A 15375-nucleotide genomic window follows, 5' to 3' on the forward strand; every position below is an offset into this window, starting at 1 on the left:
CGTTGCCTTCGTGCTCGGGGTGGTGCGGGTGGTGCGGGTGCGGAGTGCCGGTCATACGCGGTGCACCTCCGTGCCGCCCGCCTCGATCGCCGCGGCGTCCTCGGGGGCGAGGCCGGTGTCGGTGATCAGGAGGTCGACGTCGGCGAGGTCGCCGAAGCGGGCGAAGTGCTCCTGGCCCCACTTCCCGGAGTCGGCGAGGAGCACGACGCGGCGGGCCGCGGCGACGGTGGCCCGCTTCACGGATGCCTCGGCGAGGTCGGGGGTGGTGAGTCCGGCCTCGGCGGAGAAGCCGTTGGCCGCGAGGAAGAGGACGTCCGCGCGGATCTCCCCGTAGGCGCGCAGCGACCAGGCGTCGACGGCTGCGCGGGTGCGGTGGCGGATGCGGCCGCCGACGAGGTGCAGCTGGATGCCGGGGTGGTCGGCGAGCCGGGCCGCGGTGGGCAACGAGTGGGTGACAACGGTCAGTTCGGATTCCAGCGGCAGCGCGGTCGCGAGCCGGGAGACCGTCGATCCGGCGTCGAGGATCATGCTGCCCTCGGCCGGGAGTTCGGCGAGCGCGGCGTGGGCGATGCGGTCCTTCTCGTCGGCCGCGGTGCCCTCGCGCTCGGCGAGGTCGGGCTCGAAGTCGAGGCGTCCGGCGGGGATGGCGCCGCCGTGCACGCGGCGGACGAGGCCCGCGCGGTCGAGGGCCTTCAGGTCGCGCCGGATGGTCTCGGCGGTGACCTGGAACTCCTCGGCGAGGGACAGCACGTCGACCCGGCCGCCGTCGCGGGCGAGGCGGAGGATCTCCTGCTGGCGCTCGGGTGCGTACATGTCCGTTTACCTGTGCCCTCGTCTGTGAGCCTGCGGGTCCGCGAGTCCGCGAGTCCGCGAATCTGCCCGAATGTGTTGCTCACCCCTGAGGCTACGACCGGATTTCCGGAAAGTAAACAGGTTCGGGCATGCGGCAGACACAAACGGGCATCAATCCGCGTGTGCGCACGACAAAGGGCCCGGCCCTCCCACGAGGAGGACCGGGCCCTGTGCCGGGTGGACGCCTGGCGTCTACTGCCCCATCACGTACTTCACCGTCGGACCCGTGGTCCAGCCGCCGTCCACGGCCAGCTCGGCGCCGGTCATGTACGAGGAGTCGTCCGACAGCAGGAACACGACGGCCTTCGCGATCTCGTCGGCCTCGCCGACGCGGCCCATCGGGGTGTTCGGGTAGTTGCCCTCGCCCTGCTGGATGCCGACCTGCGCGGTCATCGGGGTGTACGTCATGCCGGGGTGCACGGAGTTCACGCGGATCCGCGCGGTGCCCTGCTCGACCGCCGCGATCTTGGTGAGGCCGCGGACGCCCCACTTCGAGGCGCCGTACGAGGAGGTGAGCGCGAGGCCCATCAGACCGGCCGCGGAGGAGATGTTGACGATCGAGCCGCCACCGGCCTCCTTCATCGCGGGGACGACGGTCTTCATGCCCGCGAAGACGCCGACGAGGTTGACGTCGAGGACCTGGCGGAAGCGCTCCACGCTCTCCGTCTCGAACGGCATGCCGGTGGAGATCCCGGCGTTGTTGACCAGGCCGTCGATGCCGCCGAACTCGGTGGTGGCGTGGGCGAGCGCGGCCTGCCACTCGTCCTCCGACGTCACGTCGAGGTGGGCGTAGCGGGCGTTCTCGCCGAGTTCGGCGGCGAGGGCCTTGCCCTCCTCGTCGAGTACGTCGCCGATGACGATGTTGGCGCCGGCGGTGGTGGCGAGGCGGGCGATCTCGGCGCCTATGCCGCGGGCTCCGCCGGTGACCAGGATCGTCTTGCCGGTGAGGTTGTTCATTTCGGCTCCCTTTGGGTTACGTGCCCGTGCTTGTGTTGCGGCCCCCGTCGTTGACGACTCGGGGCTCCGCCCCGGACCCCGCTGCTCAATCGCCGCAGGGGCTGGATGTGCCGAACCGGGGCGCGTCCAGGTGCTCCAGGCACTCCAGAGCCAGCGCCGCCGGGCCGTTCGGGCCCGTCGGGGGTGCGTCCGAGTCGGCCCAGGTTTCGACCGCGACCCGTACCGCCGTCGTCGCCAGGCCGGCGAGGAGGCGCAGGTGCAGATCGGGGGCGGCCGTCTCGCCCGTGCGGTGTGCGAGGACCGTGAGGAGGGTGGACTCCGAGACGCGGCACGTGTCGCTCCAGACGGCCCGCAGTGCCGGGCTCTCGTCGGTGAGGCGGAGCAGGGCGCGGACCCAGCCGAGGGACGCCGCGTTCGCCGGGTCGGTGCCGGTGAGGGCGCGCTCGACGGCGTGCCGCAGCGCGGCGGGGACCGGCAGGTCGGCGGGTGCCTCGCGGACGGCCTCCGCCCACTGGTGGGCCCCGGCGTCGAGGAGCGGGGCGACCGACTCCTCCTTGGTCGCGAAGTAGCGGTAGAAGGTGCGCGGCGCGACGCCCGCCGCCCGCGCGATGTCCTCGGCGCGCGTGGCCCGCAGGCCGTCCCGCGTGAACAGCTCGGCCGCGGCGCGGGCGATGTCCAGGCGCGTGGCGGCCTTGCGTCGCTCCGTCAGCGTCGGGATCGTGACCGCAGTACCTGCCATACGGACATGGTATGCCTCTATGGCACAATCTGCCACTGCCAAGTAATGACCATGCCAAGCGGAGCGAGGCGAGAGCGGTGCGGCGGCGGCGGTTTCTGAGGACGACGGGCCTGGCCGGAGCAGGGGCGGGCGCCCTGGCCCTGACCGGCTGCGGTGCGGGCGACGGGAGCGCCGACGGAGACAAGGTCACGCTCGACCTGCTCGTGTCGAGCTACGACAAGAGCGTCGGCGCCTCCATCGGCGACCAGTGGGACGACGTCGTACGGGCCTTCGAGAAGGAACACCCGGACATCCACGTCGAGGTGGAGCGGGTCCCGTTCCTCAAGATGGACGCGGTCCTCGCCCGCCGGGTCAAGGACGGCCGCGCGCCCGACATCGCCCAGGGCCACCTCTTCGCCCCGTACGCCGAGGACCGCCTGCTGTACCCGGCGGAGCGGCTCTTCGACGTCCCCACGCAGGCGAGCTTCGTCAGCTCCTTCGCCGACGCGGGCCGGGTCGACTCCGTCCAGTACGGCATCCCGATCCTCGCCAGCACCCCGCGCCTCTTCTACAACACGGGCCTCTTCGAACGGGCCGGGATCGCGGGGCCGCCGCGCTCCTGGGCCGAACTCCGGTCCGCCGCACGGGCCTTGAAGGCCATCGGCGTGCCCACCCCGTACGCCCTGCAGTTCGGCCCCGAGGCCGCGGAGGACGAACTCCTCGCCTGGCTGCTCTCGGGCGGCGGCGGTTACGCGGACCTCGGCGGGTACGACTTCGGCTCCACCGAGAACAAGGCGACGCTGACCTGGCTCCGCGACGAACTCGTCAGGCCCGGCCTCGCGGGCGCCGACCCGGGCAAGCTCACCAGGACGCAGGCCTACGCCCAGTTCCTCGGCGGGAAGGCCGGCATGATCATCGCCCACCCGGTGCTGCTCGGCGCCGCCGACAAGGCGCGGCTGCCGTACGCGCACGCCGCGTTCCCGCTCAGGTCCGGGTCCGAGGCGGCGCCTCCGGTGGGGCTCAACGACTGGATGATGGCGTTCAAGAGCGGCGGCCACGCGACGGAGGCCGGGAAGTTCCTGACGTTCCTGTTCAGCACCGGCTCCGCGAAGACGTACGGGGGCGCGCAGGCCACGCTGCCGGTGACCGTGACGGCCTCCGACCGGCTGCGGGCCGACCGTTCGCAGCGGAAGCTGTGGAAGTTCGTCGACCAGATGCCGGACGCGGAGTTCCACCCGGTGGGCCTGCGCTCATGGCCCAAGGTGCGCTCGGCGGTGCGCGAGCGGATCGGTGCGGCGGTGGCTCCCGGCGGCAACCCGGCCCAGGTCCTGGAGGACCTGGACGCCATCAGCCCCGCCGGCGATTGAGGCGCGGGGCCCGGATCGGAGCCCCGCGACCGTCACACCAACTCCCGCTCCACCTCCGGCTCCCGCTCGGACGACACCGCACCGTCCTCGACGCCGTCCCCCGAAACAACCTCACCCGCCCCGCCGGAGGCCTTCGGCAGCGCGAACATCAGCGCGAAGATCCCGACGAGGACCCCCGCCACCCACACCATCGCGCCGCGGAACCCGTCCACGAACGCCACGTCGCCGATGCCCTGCGCGAACTTGTCCTCCACCACGTTGAAGAAGACGACGGAGACGAGGCTGAGGCCGAGCGCGTTGCCCATCTGCATCACCGTGTTGATGAGCCCGGACGCCGACCCCGCGTGCTCGCGCGGCACCTCGGAGAGCACCGCGTCGGTCAGCGGCGCGACGATCAGGCCCATGCCGAGCCCCATCACGACCAGCGGCAGCGCCATCTGCCAGGAGGCGATGCCGAGCCCGTAGTGCCCGGCCTGCCATACGTAGATCAGCACGCCGGCCGCCATCGTGAGCGCGCCCGCCTGGAGCACCTTGCGCCCGAACCGCGGCACCAGCTTCTGCACGGAGATCCCGGCGGCGACCGACACCGCGACCGAGAACGGCACGCCCGTGAGGCCCGCCCGCAACGCGCTCCAGCCGAGGCCGAGTTGCATGTACAGCGTCCAGGTCAGGAAGAAGATGCCGGTGGCGATGCCGAACACGGTCTGCACGGCGATGCCGCCCGCGAAGCTCTTCACCTTGAACAGCGACAGCTCGATCAGCGGCGACCCGTCGCGCCGCGTCTTCGCCCGCTCGTACGCGACGAGCACGCCGACGAGTACGACGGACGCCGCCATCATCACGTACCCCCACAGCGGCCAGCCGTTCTCGCGGCCCTGGGTGAGCGGGTAGACGAGCGCCAGCATGGCGAGCGTGACGAGGACGACGCCGACGAGGTCCAGCTTCAGCGCCTTCGGCGCCCTGGACTCGCCGATGAACCGCGAGCCGAGGACCAGAGCGGCGATGCCGACGGGCAGGTTGATGAGGAAGATCGGGCGCCATTCGAGCCCCGCGATGTTCCACTCGGTCAGCAGCGCGCCGAGCAGCGGACCGGTCACCGCGCCCATGCCGACGATCGCGCCGAACAGGCCGAAGACCTTTCCGCGTTCGTGCGCGGGGAACGTCGCGTGCACGATCGAGAGCACCTGCGGCACCATCATCGCCGCCATGCCGCCCTGCAGGATGCGCGAGGCGACCAGCATCTCCGGGTTCGCGGCGAAGCCGCACAGCGCGGAGGCGACCGTGAAGCCGCCGACCCCGAGCAGGAACAGGCGCTTGCGGCCGAAGATGTCGCCGAGCCGGCCGCCCGTGATCAGCAGCGCGGCGAAGGCGAGCGCGTAACCGGCGGTGATCCACTGGAGCTGCCCGGTCGAGGCGCCCTCGTCGTGCTGGATGGTCGGCAGGGCGACATTGACGATCGTGACGTCGACGAGGTCCATGAAGGCCGCCGTCATCACGATGGCGAGGGCGAACCAGCGCCTGCGGTCCGCCTCCGGCCGGGTCTTGGGAGAAGTGCTGCTGAAAGAACTCATGCCGGGAGGCTAGGAGGGATATAGGTCATAAGCGGTCCTAGTTCCCGGGCATGCTGGGACGCATGACGATGACGGCAGGCACCACCATCGCGACGGCGGCCCGGCGATGACCGGGGCGACCGGCGCCCAGACACCCGTACGGCTGCTGCAGCTGCTCTCGCTTCTGCAGACGCCCCGTGAATGGCCCGGCAGCGAGCTGTGCGAGCGGCTCGGGGTCAGCCGGCGCACCGTGCGCCGCGACATCGACCGGCTGCGCGACCTCGGCTATCCCGTGCAGGCCACGCTCGGCGCGGACGGCGGCTACCGGCTCGTCGCCGGCAAGGCGCTGCCGCCGCTCGTGCTCGACGACGAGGAGGCGGTGGCCATCGCGGTGGGCCTGCGGGCCGGGGCGGGGCACGCGGTCGAGGGCGTCGAGGAGGCCTCGGTGCGGGCCCTCGCCAAACTCGAACAGGTGCTGCCCTCGCGGCTGCGCCACCGGGTGGCCACGCTTCAGGCGGCCACCATCCCCCTGACCTCGGGCGACGGCGCCACGATCGCGCCGGAGACGCTCACGGTGATCGCCTCGACGGCGGCGGGCAGCGAACGTCTGCGCTTCAGCTACCGGGCGCGCGACACCGCGGAATCGCGCCGCCTGGTGGAGCCGCACCGGCTGGTGTCGACGGGCCGCCGCTGGTATCTCGTCGCCTACGACATCGACCGCGAGGACTGGCGCACCTTCCGCGTCGACCGCATCTCGGACCCGTTCGCCACGGGCGCGCGGTTCGCTCCGCGGGAGGTGCCGGAGGGCGACGCGGCGGAGTACGTACGCCGCTCGGTGTCCTCGTGGGGCGCGAGCACGTCGTACGACCTGGACGTCGAGTTCGCGGCCCCGGCGCAGACCGTCGCGGAACACATCCCGCCGGCGGTCGGAGTCCCGGAACCGATCTCGGACGACCGCTGCCGCCTACGGGCCGCGTCGTCGGACCCGGTCCACTGGATGGCGATCCGCCTGGCGATGACGGGTTACGCGTTCCGGGTCCGGGGCCCGGAGGAACTTGCAACTGCAGCACGAGAGTTGGGCACACGGCTGACCCAATCGAGCCCGCTCTAGCGCGAGAGACGGCGGGGACTGGTATTTCAAGCCCCTGCGGCGATTGAGCAGCGGGGCCCGGGGCAGAGCCCCGAGACCGCAACACCGCTACGGCGCAACAAAGAACCCGGTCACGCGGCCGCGTCGAACCCCGTGTCCCGCGCCAGCTTCTTCAGCTCGAGAAGCGCATGCTTCTCGATCTGACGGATCCGCTCACGCGTCAGGCCGTGCTCCTTGCCGACCTCCGTGAGCGTCCGCTCCCGGCCGTCCTCGATCCCGTACCGCATCTTGATGATCGACGCGGTGCGCTGGTCGAGCCGGCCGATGAGGTCGTCCAGCTCCTCGCTGCGCAGCAGCGTGAGCACGGACTGCTCGGGCGACACGGCGGAGGTGTCCTCCAGCAGGTCGCCGAACTGGGTCTCGCCCTCGTCGTCCACCGACATGTTCAGCGAGACCGGGTCGCGGGCCCAGTCCAGGACGTCGACGACGCGCTCCGGCTTGGCGCCGAGCTCGGCGGCGATCTCCGAGGGCTCCGGCTCGCGGCCGTGCTCGCGGTTGAACTCGCGCTGCACGCGGCGGATCCGGCCCAGCTCCTCGACCAGGTGGACGGGGAGGCGGATGGTGCGGGACTGGTCGGCTATGGAGCGCGTGATGGCCTGGCGGATCCACCACGTCGCGTACGTGGAGAACTTGAAGCCCTTGCGGTAGTCGAACTTCTCGACCGCGCGCACCAGGCCCGCGTTCCCCTCCTGGATCAGGTCGAGCAGGGGCAGGCCCGACCGCGGGTAGCGGCGGGCGACCGCCACGACGAGCCGGAGGTTCGACTTGATGAAGATGTCCTTCGCGTTCTCCGACGCCGCGACCAGAGCCTCCAGCTCCTCGCGCGACGCCTCGACCGCGGCCTTGCTGTCGGAGACCGTGCCGTCGAGGATCTGCTGGGCGTAGACGCCTGCCTCGATGGTCTGGGACAGCTCGACTTCCTTTGCGGCGTCGAGCAGCGGTGTGCGCGCGATCTCGTCGAGGTACATGCCGACCAGGTCGCGGTCGGCGATCTCCCCGCCTCCTGCGCGAACACTGCGTGCCGCATCAGTCTCACCAGTGGCGGCGGACTTACGACGGGCTACGGCACGGGTTGCCATGCGTGCTCCCTTGCGGTGGTAGGTCGGCTGTACGCCCCTTCCGGGGCCTTACGGGTGCCCTGCATCCGATGGAATCAACGACTGGAATCCGGACAGAATTCCCAAGCCGCCCATCTTTTTTCTGATCATGCAGTACCCTGTCGCGCCACACCGCGCGAAGAAGGGGGACAAGATGGTGTCCGATTCCACAGAGGTGCAGGTCAGGCCGGGAGTCGAGGACGACCTCAAAGCCCTCACGGACCTCTACAACCACTATGTGCGTGAGACGCCGATCACGTTCGACACGGCCGTCTTCACTCCCGAAGAGCGACGTCCTTGGCTGCTCTCCCATCTTGAAGACGAACGCCACCCGCTCCTGGTTGCCACTGAGACGACCTCTCACCGGATCCTCGGCTACGCGACGGCCAGCGCGTTCCGGCCGAAGGCCGCGTACGACACCTCGGTGGAGGTCACGGTCTACCTGGCGCCCGACGCGGGCGGCCGCGGCGTCGGCACGCTCCTCTACAAGGCGCTCTTCGCGGCCCTGTCCGGCCAGGACGTCCACCGCGCCTACGCGGGCATCGCCCAGCCCAACGAGGCCTCCGCCCGCCTCCACGCCCGCTTCGGCTTCCGCCATGCCGGGACGTACCGGGAGGTGGGCCGGAAGTTCGGCCAGTACTGGGACGTGGCCTGGTACGAGAAGGAGCTGTGAGCCCGGCGCTCAGCCGAACTGCACCGACCGCTTCGCCAACCCCATCCAGAACCCGTCGATCACGCTCCGCTGCCCCGCCAGATCGCCGGAGGCGTCCGCCGCGCCCATCGTCACGAACAGCGGGGCGAAGTGCTCGGTGCGCGGATGCGCGAGCGCGCCCGCCGGGGACTTGTGGGTGAAGTCGAGCAGCGCGTCCACGTCGCCCGCCTCCAGCGCCCGGTGCCCCCAGTCGTCGAACTCGGACGACCACGCCGGGATGCCGCCCTGCCGCAGCGCGGCGAGGTTGTGCGTGAAGAAGCCGGAGCCGACGATCAGCACGCCCTCGTCGCGCAGCGGCGCGAGGCGGCGGCCGATGTCCATGAGCCGGGCCGGGTCGAGCGTCGGCATGGAGACCTGGAGGACCGGGATGTCGGCGTCCGGGTACATCTCGACGAGCGGGACGTACGCGCCGTGGTCGAGCCCCCGGTCCGGCACGTCCTGGACGGGGATGCCCGGCGCGCGCAGCAGTTTGCGCACGGAGTCGGCGAGCTCGGGCGCGCCCGGCGCCGCGTACGTCACCTCGTAGTAGTGCTCGGGGAAGCCCCAGAAGTCGTAGACGAGCGGCACGGTCTCGGTGGCGCCGAGGGCCAGCGGCACGTTCTCCCAGTGGGCGGAGATCATCAGGATCGCCCTGGGGCGCGGGAGGTCGGCCGACCAGTCGGCGAGCTGGCCGGTCCACAGGGTGTCGTCGGCGAGCGGCGGCGCACCGTGGGAGAGGTAGAGCGCAGGCATCCGGTTCGCGTTCACGACGACCTCCTTGAAGTTTCAAGCTTTAGGGTTGCCCACAAAAGTAAGCCTTCTTTGTTTAATATTCAAGGAGGAGGTCTACGATGGGAACCATGGAGCAGCGGCACACGCAAAGCGACGGACGCGACGCGAAGGACGCGGAGGCCACCGCGTGGCTCAGCGAGGACGAACAGCGCACCTGGCGCGCGTACCTCCATGCCACCACGCTCCTCGAGGACCACCTCGACCGGCAACTCCAGCGCGACGCGAAGATGCCGCACATCTACTTCGGGCTCCTCGTGCGACTGAGCGAGTCCCCCCGGCGGCGGCTGCGGATGACCGAGCTGGCGCGGGAAACGAAGATCACCCGCTCCCGCCTCTCGCACGCGGTCGCGCGCCTGGAGAAGAGCGGGTGGGTGCGGCGCGAGGACTGCCCCTCCGACAAGCGCGGCCAGTTCGCGATCCTCACGGACGAGGGCCTCGAGGTCCTGAAGAAGACCGCTCCCGGGCACGTCGAGACCGTCCGCCAGGCACTCTTCGCGCGGCTCACCCCCGAACAGCAGAAGTCCCTCGGCGAGATCATGATGATCGTCGCCGAGGGACTTCAGCCGAAGGACGCCGGGGCGGACCTCCCCTGGCTCAGGTGAGATCCGCCCCGTACGCGGGGGTGGTCAGTGCGCGACCACCGGCACCAGCACCTCGTCCTCCGCACCCTCCGTGTCGCCGGAGGCCGCGGGCGAACCCGTGCCCGGAACGCCCGTGTTGACGAGCGTGAAGGCGATCAGGGAAGCGACGGCGAGGATGCCGACTGCCCACCAGATGGCGTGGGTGTAGCCGCTCACCATGGCCTGCGCCTGCAGCAGCTGCTGGTTCGTGGCTCCGGCCGCGTGGTCCGCGACGTACGCGGTGGTGGCCGAGGCCGCGATCGTGTTCAGCAGGGCCGTGCCGATGGCGCCGCCGACCTGCTGCGAGGTGTTGACCATCGCAGAGGCGACGCCCGCGTCCCGGGGCTCCACGCCGAGCGTGGCGAGCGACATGGCGGGCATGAACGCCGTACCCATGCCGAGGCCGAGCAGCAGTTCGGCGGGCAGGATCAGACCGGCGTACGACGAGTCGACGGACAGCTGGGTCAGCATCAGCATGCCGAGCGCCGCGACCAGGAAGCCGGGGCCCATCAACAGGCGCGGGCGGACCCGCGTCATCAGGCGGGCGCCGATCTGCGTGGAGCCCGCGATCATGCCGACGATCATCGGCAGGAACGCGAAGCCGGTCTTCACCGGCGAGAAGCCCTTCACGATCTGCAGGTAGTAGGTCAGGAAGAGGAACAGGCCGAACATGCCGATGACGGCGAGGCCGAGCGAGGCGTAGACACCGCCGCGGTTGCGGTCGGCGATCACCCGCAGCGGCAGCAGCGGGTGCTTGACGCGGGCCTCGACGACGACGAAGGCGAGCAGCAGCACGGCCGCAGCGATGAACATGCCGATGGTGGTCGCGTCGGACCAGCCGTTGGTCTCGGCGCGCGTGAAGCCGTAGACGAGCGAGACCAGGCCGAGCGTGGACAGCAGCACGCCGGGGATGTCGAGCGGCGAGCGGTTGCGCGAACCGGCCGGCTCACGGATGACGAAGTACGCACCGGCGGCGGCGACGATCGCGAACGGGATGTTCACGAAGAACGTCCAGCGCCAGTTCAGGTACTCGGTGAGGAAGCCGCCGAGGATCAGGCCGACGGCGCCACCGCCACCGGCGATCGCACCGTAGATGCCGAACGCCTTCGCGCGCTCCTTGGCGTCGGTGAACATGACGGCGAGCAGCGACAGGGCGGCGGGCGCGAGCAGCGCGCCGAACAGGCCCTGGAGCGCACGGGCGCCGAACATCATGGCCTCGCCCCCCGCCGCGCCGCCGAGCGCGGAGGCGAGGGCGAAGCCGATCAGGCCGGTGACGAAGGTGCGCTTGCGGCCCCACAGGTCCGCGATGCGCCCGCCGAACAGCAGCAGACCGCCAAAGGCGAGCGCGTAGGCCGTGATGACCCACTGCTTGTTGCCGTCGGATATGCCGAGGTCCTGCTGTGCGGCGGGCAGGGCGATGTTCACGATGGTGGCGTCGAGGACCACCATCAGCTGGGCGAGCGCGATGAAGGCGAGTGCCTTCCAGCGCCTCGAATCGGGTGCCGTTTCCGGCAAGGGGGTACCCACAGCGGGACTCCAAGTCGTGAATAAGCGTGAGAAATCGGGTTGGTACGAAGCTGGAGGTCGTTCCACGAAGGTCGTTCTACGGAGAGGGGAGCGCCCGGACGTCAGTCCTGGCGGAGGTCCTCCAGGGTCGCGGGCTCGCCCGGGAGTTCCGAGCGGGCGGGTGCCATCAGGCCGTCAAGGAACAGCTGCAGATGACGGTGGACGTACCGGTCGAAGTCCATACAGCCGGTGCCGGGCAGCGGCCGGGTGAGCTGGGAGAGGGCGACCATCAGATCGCCGACGCCGACGTCGGGCCGCAGTTCACCGGCCGTACGGGCCCGTTCGGTGAGCTGCTCGACGGCGTCGGTGAGCCGGTCGCGGGAGGCGACCAGATCCGGATGGTCCTTGTCGAAGGTGGCGTTGAGCATCGGGCACAGGGCGCCGATCCGCTCCTCGGCGGCGGCGTGCACGAAGGTGCGCAGCGCGCCGAACGCGGTCGCCCCGCCGGCGTCCTCGGCGGCGAGCCCCCGCTCCGCGTGCTCGGTGATGGTGTCGGTGACCGTGAGGACCACGTGGTGCATCAGCTCGCCGCGGTCCTTGAAGTTCCGGTACAGCGTCGCGTTGCCGACGCCGGCGCGGCGGGCGACCTCGTCGAGCGGCAGGACCGGACCGTGCTCCACGAGCAGCTCGCGCGCGGCGGCGACGATCCGCTCCCGGTTGCGCACGGCGTCGGCCCGCGGGCGCGGGGCGCGGCGCTGCGGCTTCTCGGTCGCGGTGGTCACGGCGGTCTCCTTCACGGTCTGGGTATGAAGTGGGGAGCTGGTCCCCGTTTCGTGCGGACACGGGTCTAAACGGGGAGAGCGTCCCCGGTTATTTCCCGGGCCTGATGTGACCTGCCTCACACGCCTCTGACCTCGGAAACCCACGATCGGCGCACCCAGCGAGCGGCCCGCCACACCTCACCACAGGGTGATCGAAAGGGACCCGAGCGTGAGGCGGTGCGGATGCGGATGCGTCGGATACGCAGGGGTCGACGTGCGGCGCTGCTCGCCGCGAGCACGGCGGCGGCGCTCACCGTGACGATGACCGCGAGCACCGGCAGGCTCCTCGACGACTCGACGACCGCGGCGGGTCCCGTCGCCGTCTCGCGCGCGACCTCCCTCTCCCCCTGCATGATCCGCGGCTCGTTCGGCGTCCAGATGTCGGAGGGCCTGCCAACCGCCCCCGGCTACGCCCGGTCCACAGGCACCGTGCGGGCCCTGAACCTCATGGTCGACTTCCCGGACGCGCCCGGCGAGGGCTCCGCGAAGGACCGGTTCGACGAGTTCTTCCCGCAGACCCAGGACTGGTTCCGCACCGGCTCGTACGGAAAGCTCGACTACGTCCCCGAGGCCCCGGTCGACCACTGGCTGCGGATGCCCAAGCCGTTCACCTCGTACGGGATAGACCGCGGCGCCCCCTTCGACCCCGGCTACCGCGAGCTCGCCGACGACATCGCGGCCGCGGCCGACCCCGAGGTGGACTTCCGGCGGTACGACCTGGTGAACATCCTGGTCACCCCGAACGCGGGGCCCTCCGCGCTGGACACCGTGCTGTCCGTGACGTTCGCCGGCAACCACGAGGCGCCGGTCGCCGACGGGGTGCCGCTGTCCAACGCGTCGTTCGTGTACTCCCGCCAGGACGACGGATCGGGGTCGTACGCGCAGACCGGGTACCGGGTGCTGCCGCACGAGAACGGGCACGTGTTCGGGCTGCCGGATCTCTACACGCAGGAAGGCGGTGGGGCTGCCGGGCACTGGGACATCATGAGCGAGGACTGGGGGGCCGGGAACGATCTGCTCGGCTGGCACAAGTGGAAGCTCGGGTGGCTCGACGACAGCCAGGTCGGCTGCGCCGCGCAGTCCGGCACGACGGAGTACCGGCTGTCGCCGCTGGCCCGCGACGACGGGCGGTCGAAGCTGGTGTTCGTGCCGCTGACCAAGAAGTCCGGGTACGCGATCGAGGTGCGTACGCAGGAGGGCAACGACGAGGCGGTGTGCCGCTCCGGCGTCCTCGTCTACAAGGTCGACGCGGACGTGGACACCGGGCAGGGACCGATCAAGGTCGAGGACGCGGCACCGGACAGCGGCGGCTGCACGCGGCAGCCCAACGTCCACGCGGAACTGTCCGACGCGGCGTACCAGCCGGGCGAGGTCTTCCGGGACAAGTCGTCGGGCGTACGGGTGACGGTCGGCGGCATCACGTCCTCCGGCGACTACCAGGTCCAGGTCACCCGCAATTAGCACGGCGGGCTGAACCGTCCTCACGCCACGGGGCTCCGCCCCGGCCCCCGCGCCTCAATCGCCGGCGGGGCTTGAATCGGCCAACGCCGCCCGCAACTCCCGCTTCAGAATCTTGCCCGTCGCGTTCCGGGGCAGCTCCGTCTCCTGGAGGACGACATGGGCCGGAACCTTGAACGCCGCCAAGGACTTCGCCACGAACCCGCGGATGTCGTCCGCCCCGACCACCGACCCGGACCGCACACGAAGCACCGCCGCCACCTCTTCCCCGAGGACCGGATGCGGAACACCCACAACGGCCGCCTCCAGTACGTCGGGGTGGTCGTGGAGGACCGCCTCCACCTCGACACAGTGGACGTTCTCCCCACCCCGGATCACCAGGTCCTTGATCCGGTCGACGACACTGACCCGCCCCTCCGAGCGCACCGCCAGGTCCCCCGTCCGGAACCACCCGTCCGCCGTGAACGCCGCCCCGGTGGCCTCCGCCGCGTTCCAGTACCCCCGGATCAACGGCTGCCCGCGCAGGCACAGTTCGCCCACCTCACCGTCGGCGACCGCCTCGCCCGCCGGGTCCGCGATCCGCACCTCCACCGCGGGCGCCGGACGGCCCACGCTCCCCGGCCAACTCCGGTACTCCTCCCCCGCGTTGGAGAGCACCCCGCCGAGCGTCTCGGTGAGCCCGTACCCGTTGCGCGGCTCGATGCGCTCGCCGTAGCGGTCGGTGAGCCGGGCCACGATCCCGGGCGGGGCCGCGGCGCCGCCGGTGCTGAATCCCGTAAGGGAGGGGAGTTCGTCGCCCAGTTCCGAAGCCCGTTCCAGGAGTTGGAGGGCCGTGGCCGGGACGCCGCCGAAGCTGGTGATGCCGTGTTCGCGGATCATGGCGAGCGCGGCGTCCGGGTCCCATTTGCGCAGCACCACGATCGTGCCGCCCACCCCCATCGCCGCGTAGAACCCGGTGAACGCCGCCACGTGGAAGAAGGGGAAGGTCAACAGGCCGATGGGGGCCGGGCCCTGCCCCGGCATGACGCCGCGCAGCAGCGCCGTGCGCGCGGCGGCGTAGCGGGGCCCCGCGATCGCGCCCATGTGCGCGTGGTGGGTGGCGACGGCACCCTTGGGGCGGCCCGTCGTACCGGAGGTGTAGAGGATCGTGGCGTCCGCAAACGGGTCGATGTCCACGTCTGGCGGCCCGAGTTGGGGATCGGGCGTGGGCAGATCGGCATACCGCTCCACCCGGTCACCGCTCACCTCCCGCCCCTCCTCGTGGCAGACCAGCGTCCAGGGGCGCGGGCTCGCCGCATCGAGCCACGGTCTGACCCGTTCCCAGCGCTCCCCGTCGACGACGAGCACCGCGGGCCCGCAGTCGTCGAGGGCGTACGCGAACTCGTCGGCGGTCCACCACCCGTTGAGCGGCACCGCCACCAGGCCCGCCAACTGCGCCGCCCAGAAGGCGACCTGCCACTCCGGATGGTTGCGCATCGCGATGACGGCGCGGTCGCCCGGCCGCAGCCCGTAGCCGCCCGCGCTCTCGTCCTCGGTGAAGCGGCGGGCCAGCGCGCACGCCGCCGCGAAGAACTCCCCGTAGGTCATGCTCCCGGTCTCGGAGACGACGAAGGGCGTGTCACCGAACGCCCACGTCGTCTCGCAGAACTCGCGCAGCGTACGGGGCCCGTCGGCATAGGAAAGGCGCCCGTCCTCGCCTCGTACGACGGCGAAGGGGGCGCCCGGAGCGGTCAGCAGCGCTTCCACGGAATCCACGGCATCAGCGTCCATGGTCGGACGGTACGTCCGGCGGCCCG

General features: G+C 71.1%; 14 protein-coding genes. 5 read left to right on the plus strand and 9 right to left on the minus strand.

What is annotated here, in order from left to right; genetic code table 11:
* Window positions 1–51: 51 nt before the first annotated feature.
* The 3 genes from ACFV9W_RS16205 to ACFV9W_RS16215 all read right to left on the minus strand — a co-directional run bounded on the left by ACFV9W_RS16205 (window position 52) and on the right by ACFV9W_RS16215 (window position 2548).
* Window positions 52–813, minus strand: coding sequence for a DeoR/GlpR family DNA-binding transcription regulator (locus ACFV9W_RS16205; RefSeq protein ID WP_385760719.1), 762 nt, complete (start codon window positions 811–813; stop codon window positions 52–54).
* A 231-nt stretch (window positions 814–1044) separates the two neighbouring features.
* Entirely contained in the window at window positions 1045–1809 is a 765-nt protein-coding gene (locus tag ACFV9W_RS16210; protein ID WP_385760722.1) for a glucose 1-dehydrogenase, read from the minus strand.
* An 85-nt stretch (window positions 1810–1894) separates the two neighbouring features.
* Window positions 1895–2548, minus strand: a complete 654-nt coding sequence (locus tag ACFV9W_RS16215; RefSeq protein WP_385760724.1) for a TetR family transcriptional regulator — start codon at window positions 2546–2548, stop codon at window positions 1895–1897.
* A gap of 77 nt (window positions 2549–2625) precedes the next feature.
* On the opposite strand from ACFV9W_RS16215, the gene ACFV9W_RS16220 reads away from it, so the two are divergent.
* Window positions 2626–3894, plus strand: coding sequence for an extracellular solute-binding protein (locus tag ACFV9W_RS16220; protein ID WP_385760727.1), 1269 nt, complete (start codon window positions 2626–2628; stop codon window positions 3892–3894).
* 32 nt (window positions 3895–3926) lie between these two features.
* Here the strand turns inward: ACFV9W_RS16220 and ACFV9W_RS16225 are convergent, their stop codons facing one another.
* On the minus strand, window positions 3927–5465 hold the full coding sequence (locus tag ACFV9W_RS16225; RefSeq protein WP_385760729.1) for an MFS transporter: 1539 nt from the start codon (window positions 5463–5465) through the stop codon (window positions 3927–3929).
* Between the two features lie 106 nt (window positions 5466–5571).
* On the opposite strand from ACFV9W_RS16225, the gene ACFV9W_RS16230 reads away from it, so the two are divergent.
* Window positions 5572–6555: a helix-turn-helix transcriptional regulator gene (locus tag ACFV9W_RS16230; protein WP_385760732.1), complete on the plus strand. Its 984-nt coding sequence runs from the start codon at window positions 5572–5574 to the stop codon at window positions 6553–6555.
* 110 nt (window positions 6556–6665) lie between these two features.
* On the opposite strand, the gene ACFV9W_RS16235 is transcribed toward ACFV9W_RS16230, so the two are convergent.
* Window positions 6666–7673 (minus strand): RNA polymerase sigma factor RpoD/SigA, encoded by a 1008-nt coding sequence (locus tag ACFV9W_RS16235; RefSeq protein ID WP_385760735.1) that lies wholly within the window; start codon window positions 7671–7673, stop codon window positions 6666–6668.
* A 172-nt stretch (window positions 7674–7845) separates the two neighbouring features.
* On the opposite strand from ACFV9W_RS16235, the gene ACFV9W_RS16240 reads away from it, so the two are divergent.
* Window positions 7846–8364 (plus strand): GNAT family N-acetyltransferase, encoded by a 519-nt coding sequence (locus ACFV9W_RS16240; RefSeq protein ID WP_385760737.1) that lies wholly within the window; start codon window positions 7846–7848, stop codon window positions 8362–8364.
* Between the two features lie 9 nt (window positions 8365–8373).
* On the opposite strand, the gene ACFV9W_RS16245 is transcribed toward ACFV9W_RS16240, so the two are convergent.
* The gene (locus ACFV9W_RS16245) at window positions 8374–9135 is read right to left on the minus strand and encodes a dioxygenase (RefSeq protein ID WP_385760919.1); all 762 of its coding nucleotides are present in this window, start codon (window positions 9133–9135) and stop codon (window positions 8374–8376) included.
* 107 nt (window positions 9136–9242) lie between these two features.
* Between ACFV9W_RS16245 and ACFV9W_RS16250 the strand changes: the two genes are divergently transcribed.
* The gene (locus ACFV9W_RS16250) at window positions 9243–9776 is read left to right on the plus strand and encodes a MarR family winged helix-turn-helix transcriptional regulator (protein WP_385760740.1); all 534 of its coding nucleotides are present in this window, start codon (window positions 9243–9245) and stop codon (window positions 9774–9776) included.
* Window positions 9777–9800: 24 nt separating this feature from the next.
* On the opposite strand, the gene ACFV9W_RS16255 is transcribed toward ACFV9W_RS16250, so the two are convergent.
* Complete coding sequence (locus tag ACFV9W_RS16255; RefSeq protein ID WP_385760743.1) at window positions 9801–11309, minus strand: MFS transporter; 1509 nt, start codon at window positions 11307–11309, stop codon at window positions 9801–9803.
* Window positions 11310–11422: 113 nt separating this feature from the next.
* Window positions 11423–12082: a TetR/AcrR family transcriptional regulator gene (locus tag ACFV9W_RS16260; protein ID WP_385760746.1), complete on the minus strand. Its 660-nt coding sequence runs from the start codon at window positions 12080–12082 to the stop codon at window positions 11423–11425.
* 228 nt (window positions 12083–12310) lie between these two features.
* On the opposite strand from ACFV9W_RS16260, the gene ACFV9W_RS16265 reads away from it, so the two are divergent.
* On the plus strand, window positions 12311–13582 hold the full coding sequence (locus ACFV9W_RS16265) for a M6 family metalloprotease domain-containing protein (RefSeq protein WP_385760749.1): 1272 nt from the start codon (window positions 12311–12313) through the stop codon (window positions 13580–13582).
* A 54-nt stretch (window positions 13583–13636) separates the two neighbouring features.
* Here the strand turns inward: ACFV9W_RS16265 and ACFV9W_RS16270 are convergent, their stop codons facing one another.
* A complete protein-coding gene (locus tag ACFV9W_RS16270) occupies window positions 13637–15349 on the minus strand; it encodes a class I adenylate-forming enzyme family protein (RefSeq protein WP_385760752.1) in 1713 nt (570 codons plus the stop codon).
* Between the last annotated feature and the right edge of the window lie 26 nt (window positions 15350–15375).

This window comes from Streptomyces sp. NPDC059897 (assembly GCF_042730865.1).
Lineage (GTDB): Bacteria > Actinomycetota > Actinomycetes > Streptomycetales > Streptomycetaceae > Streptomyces.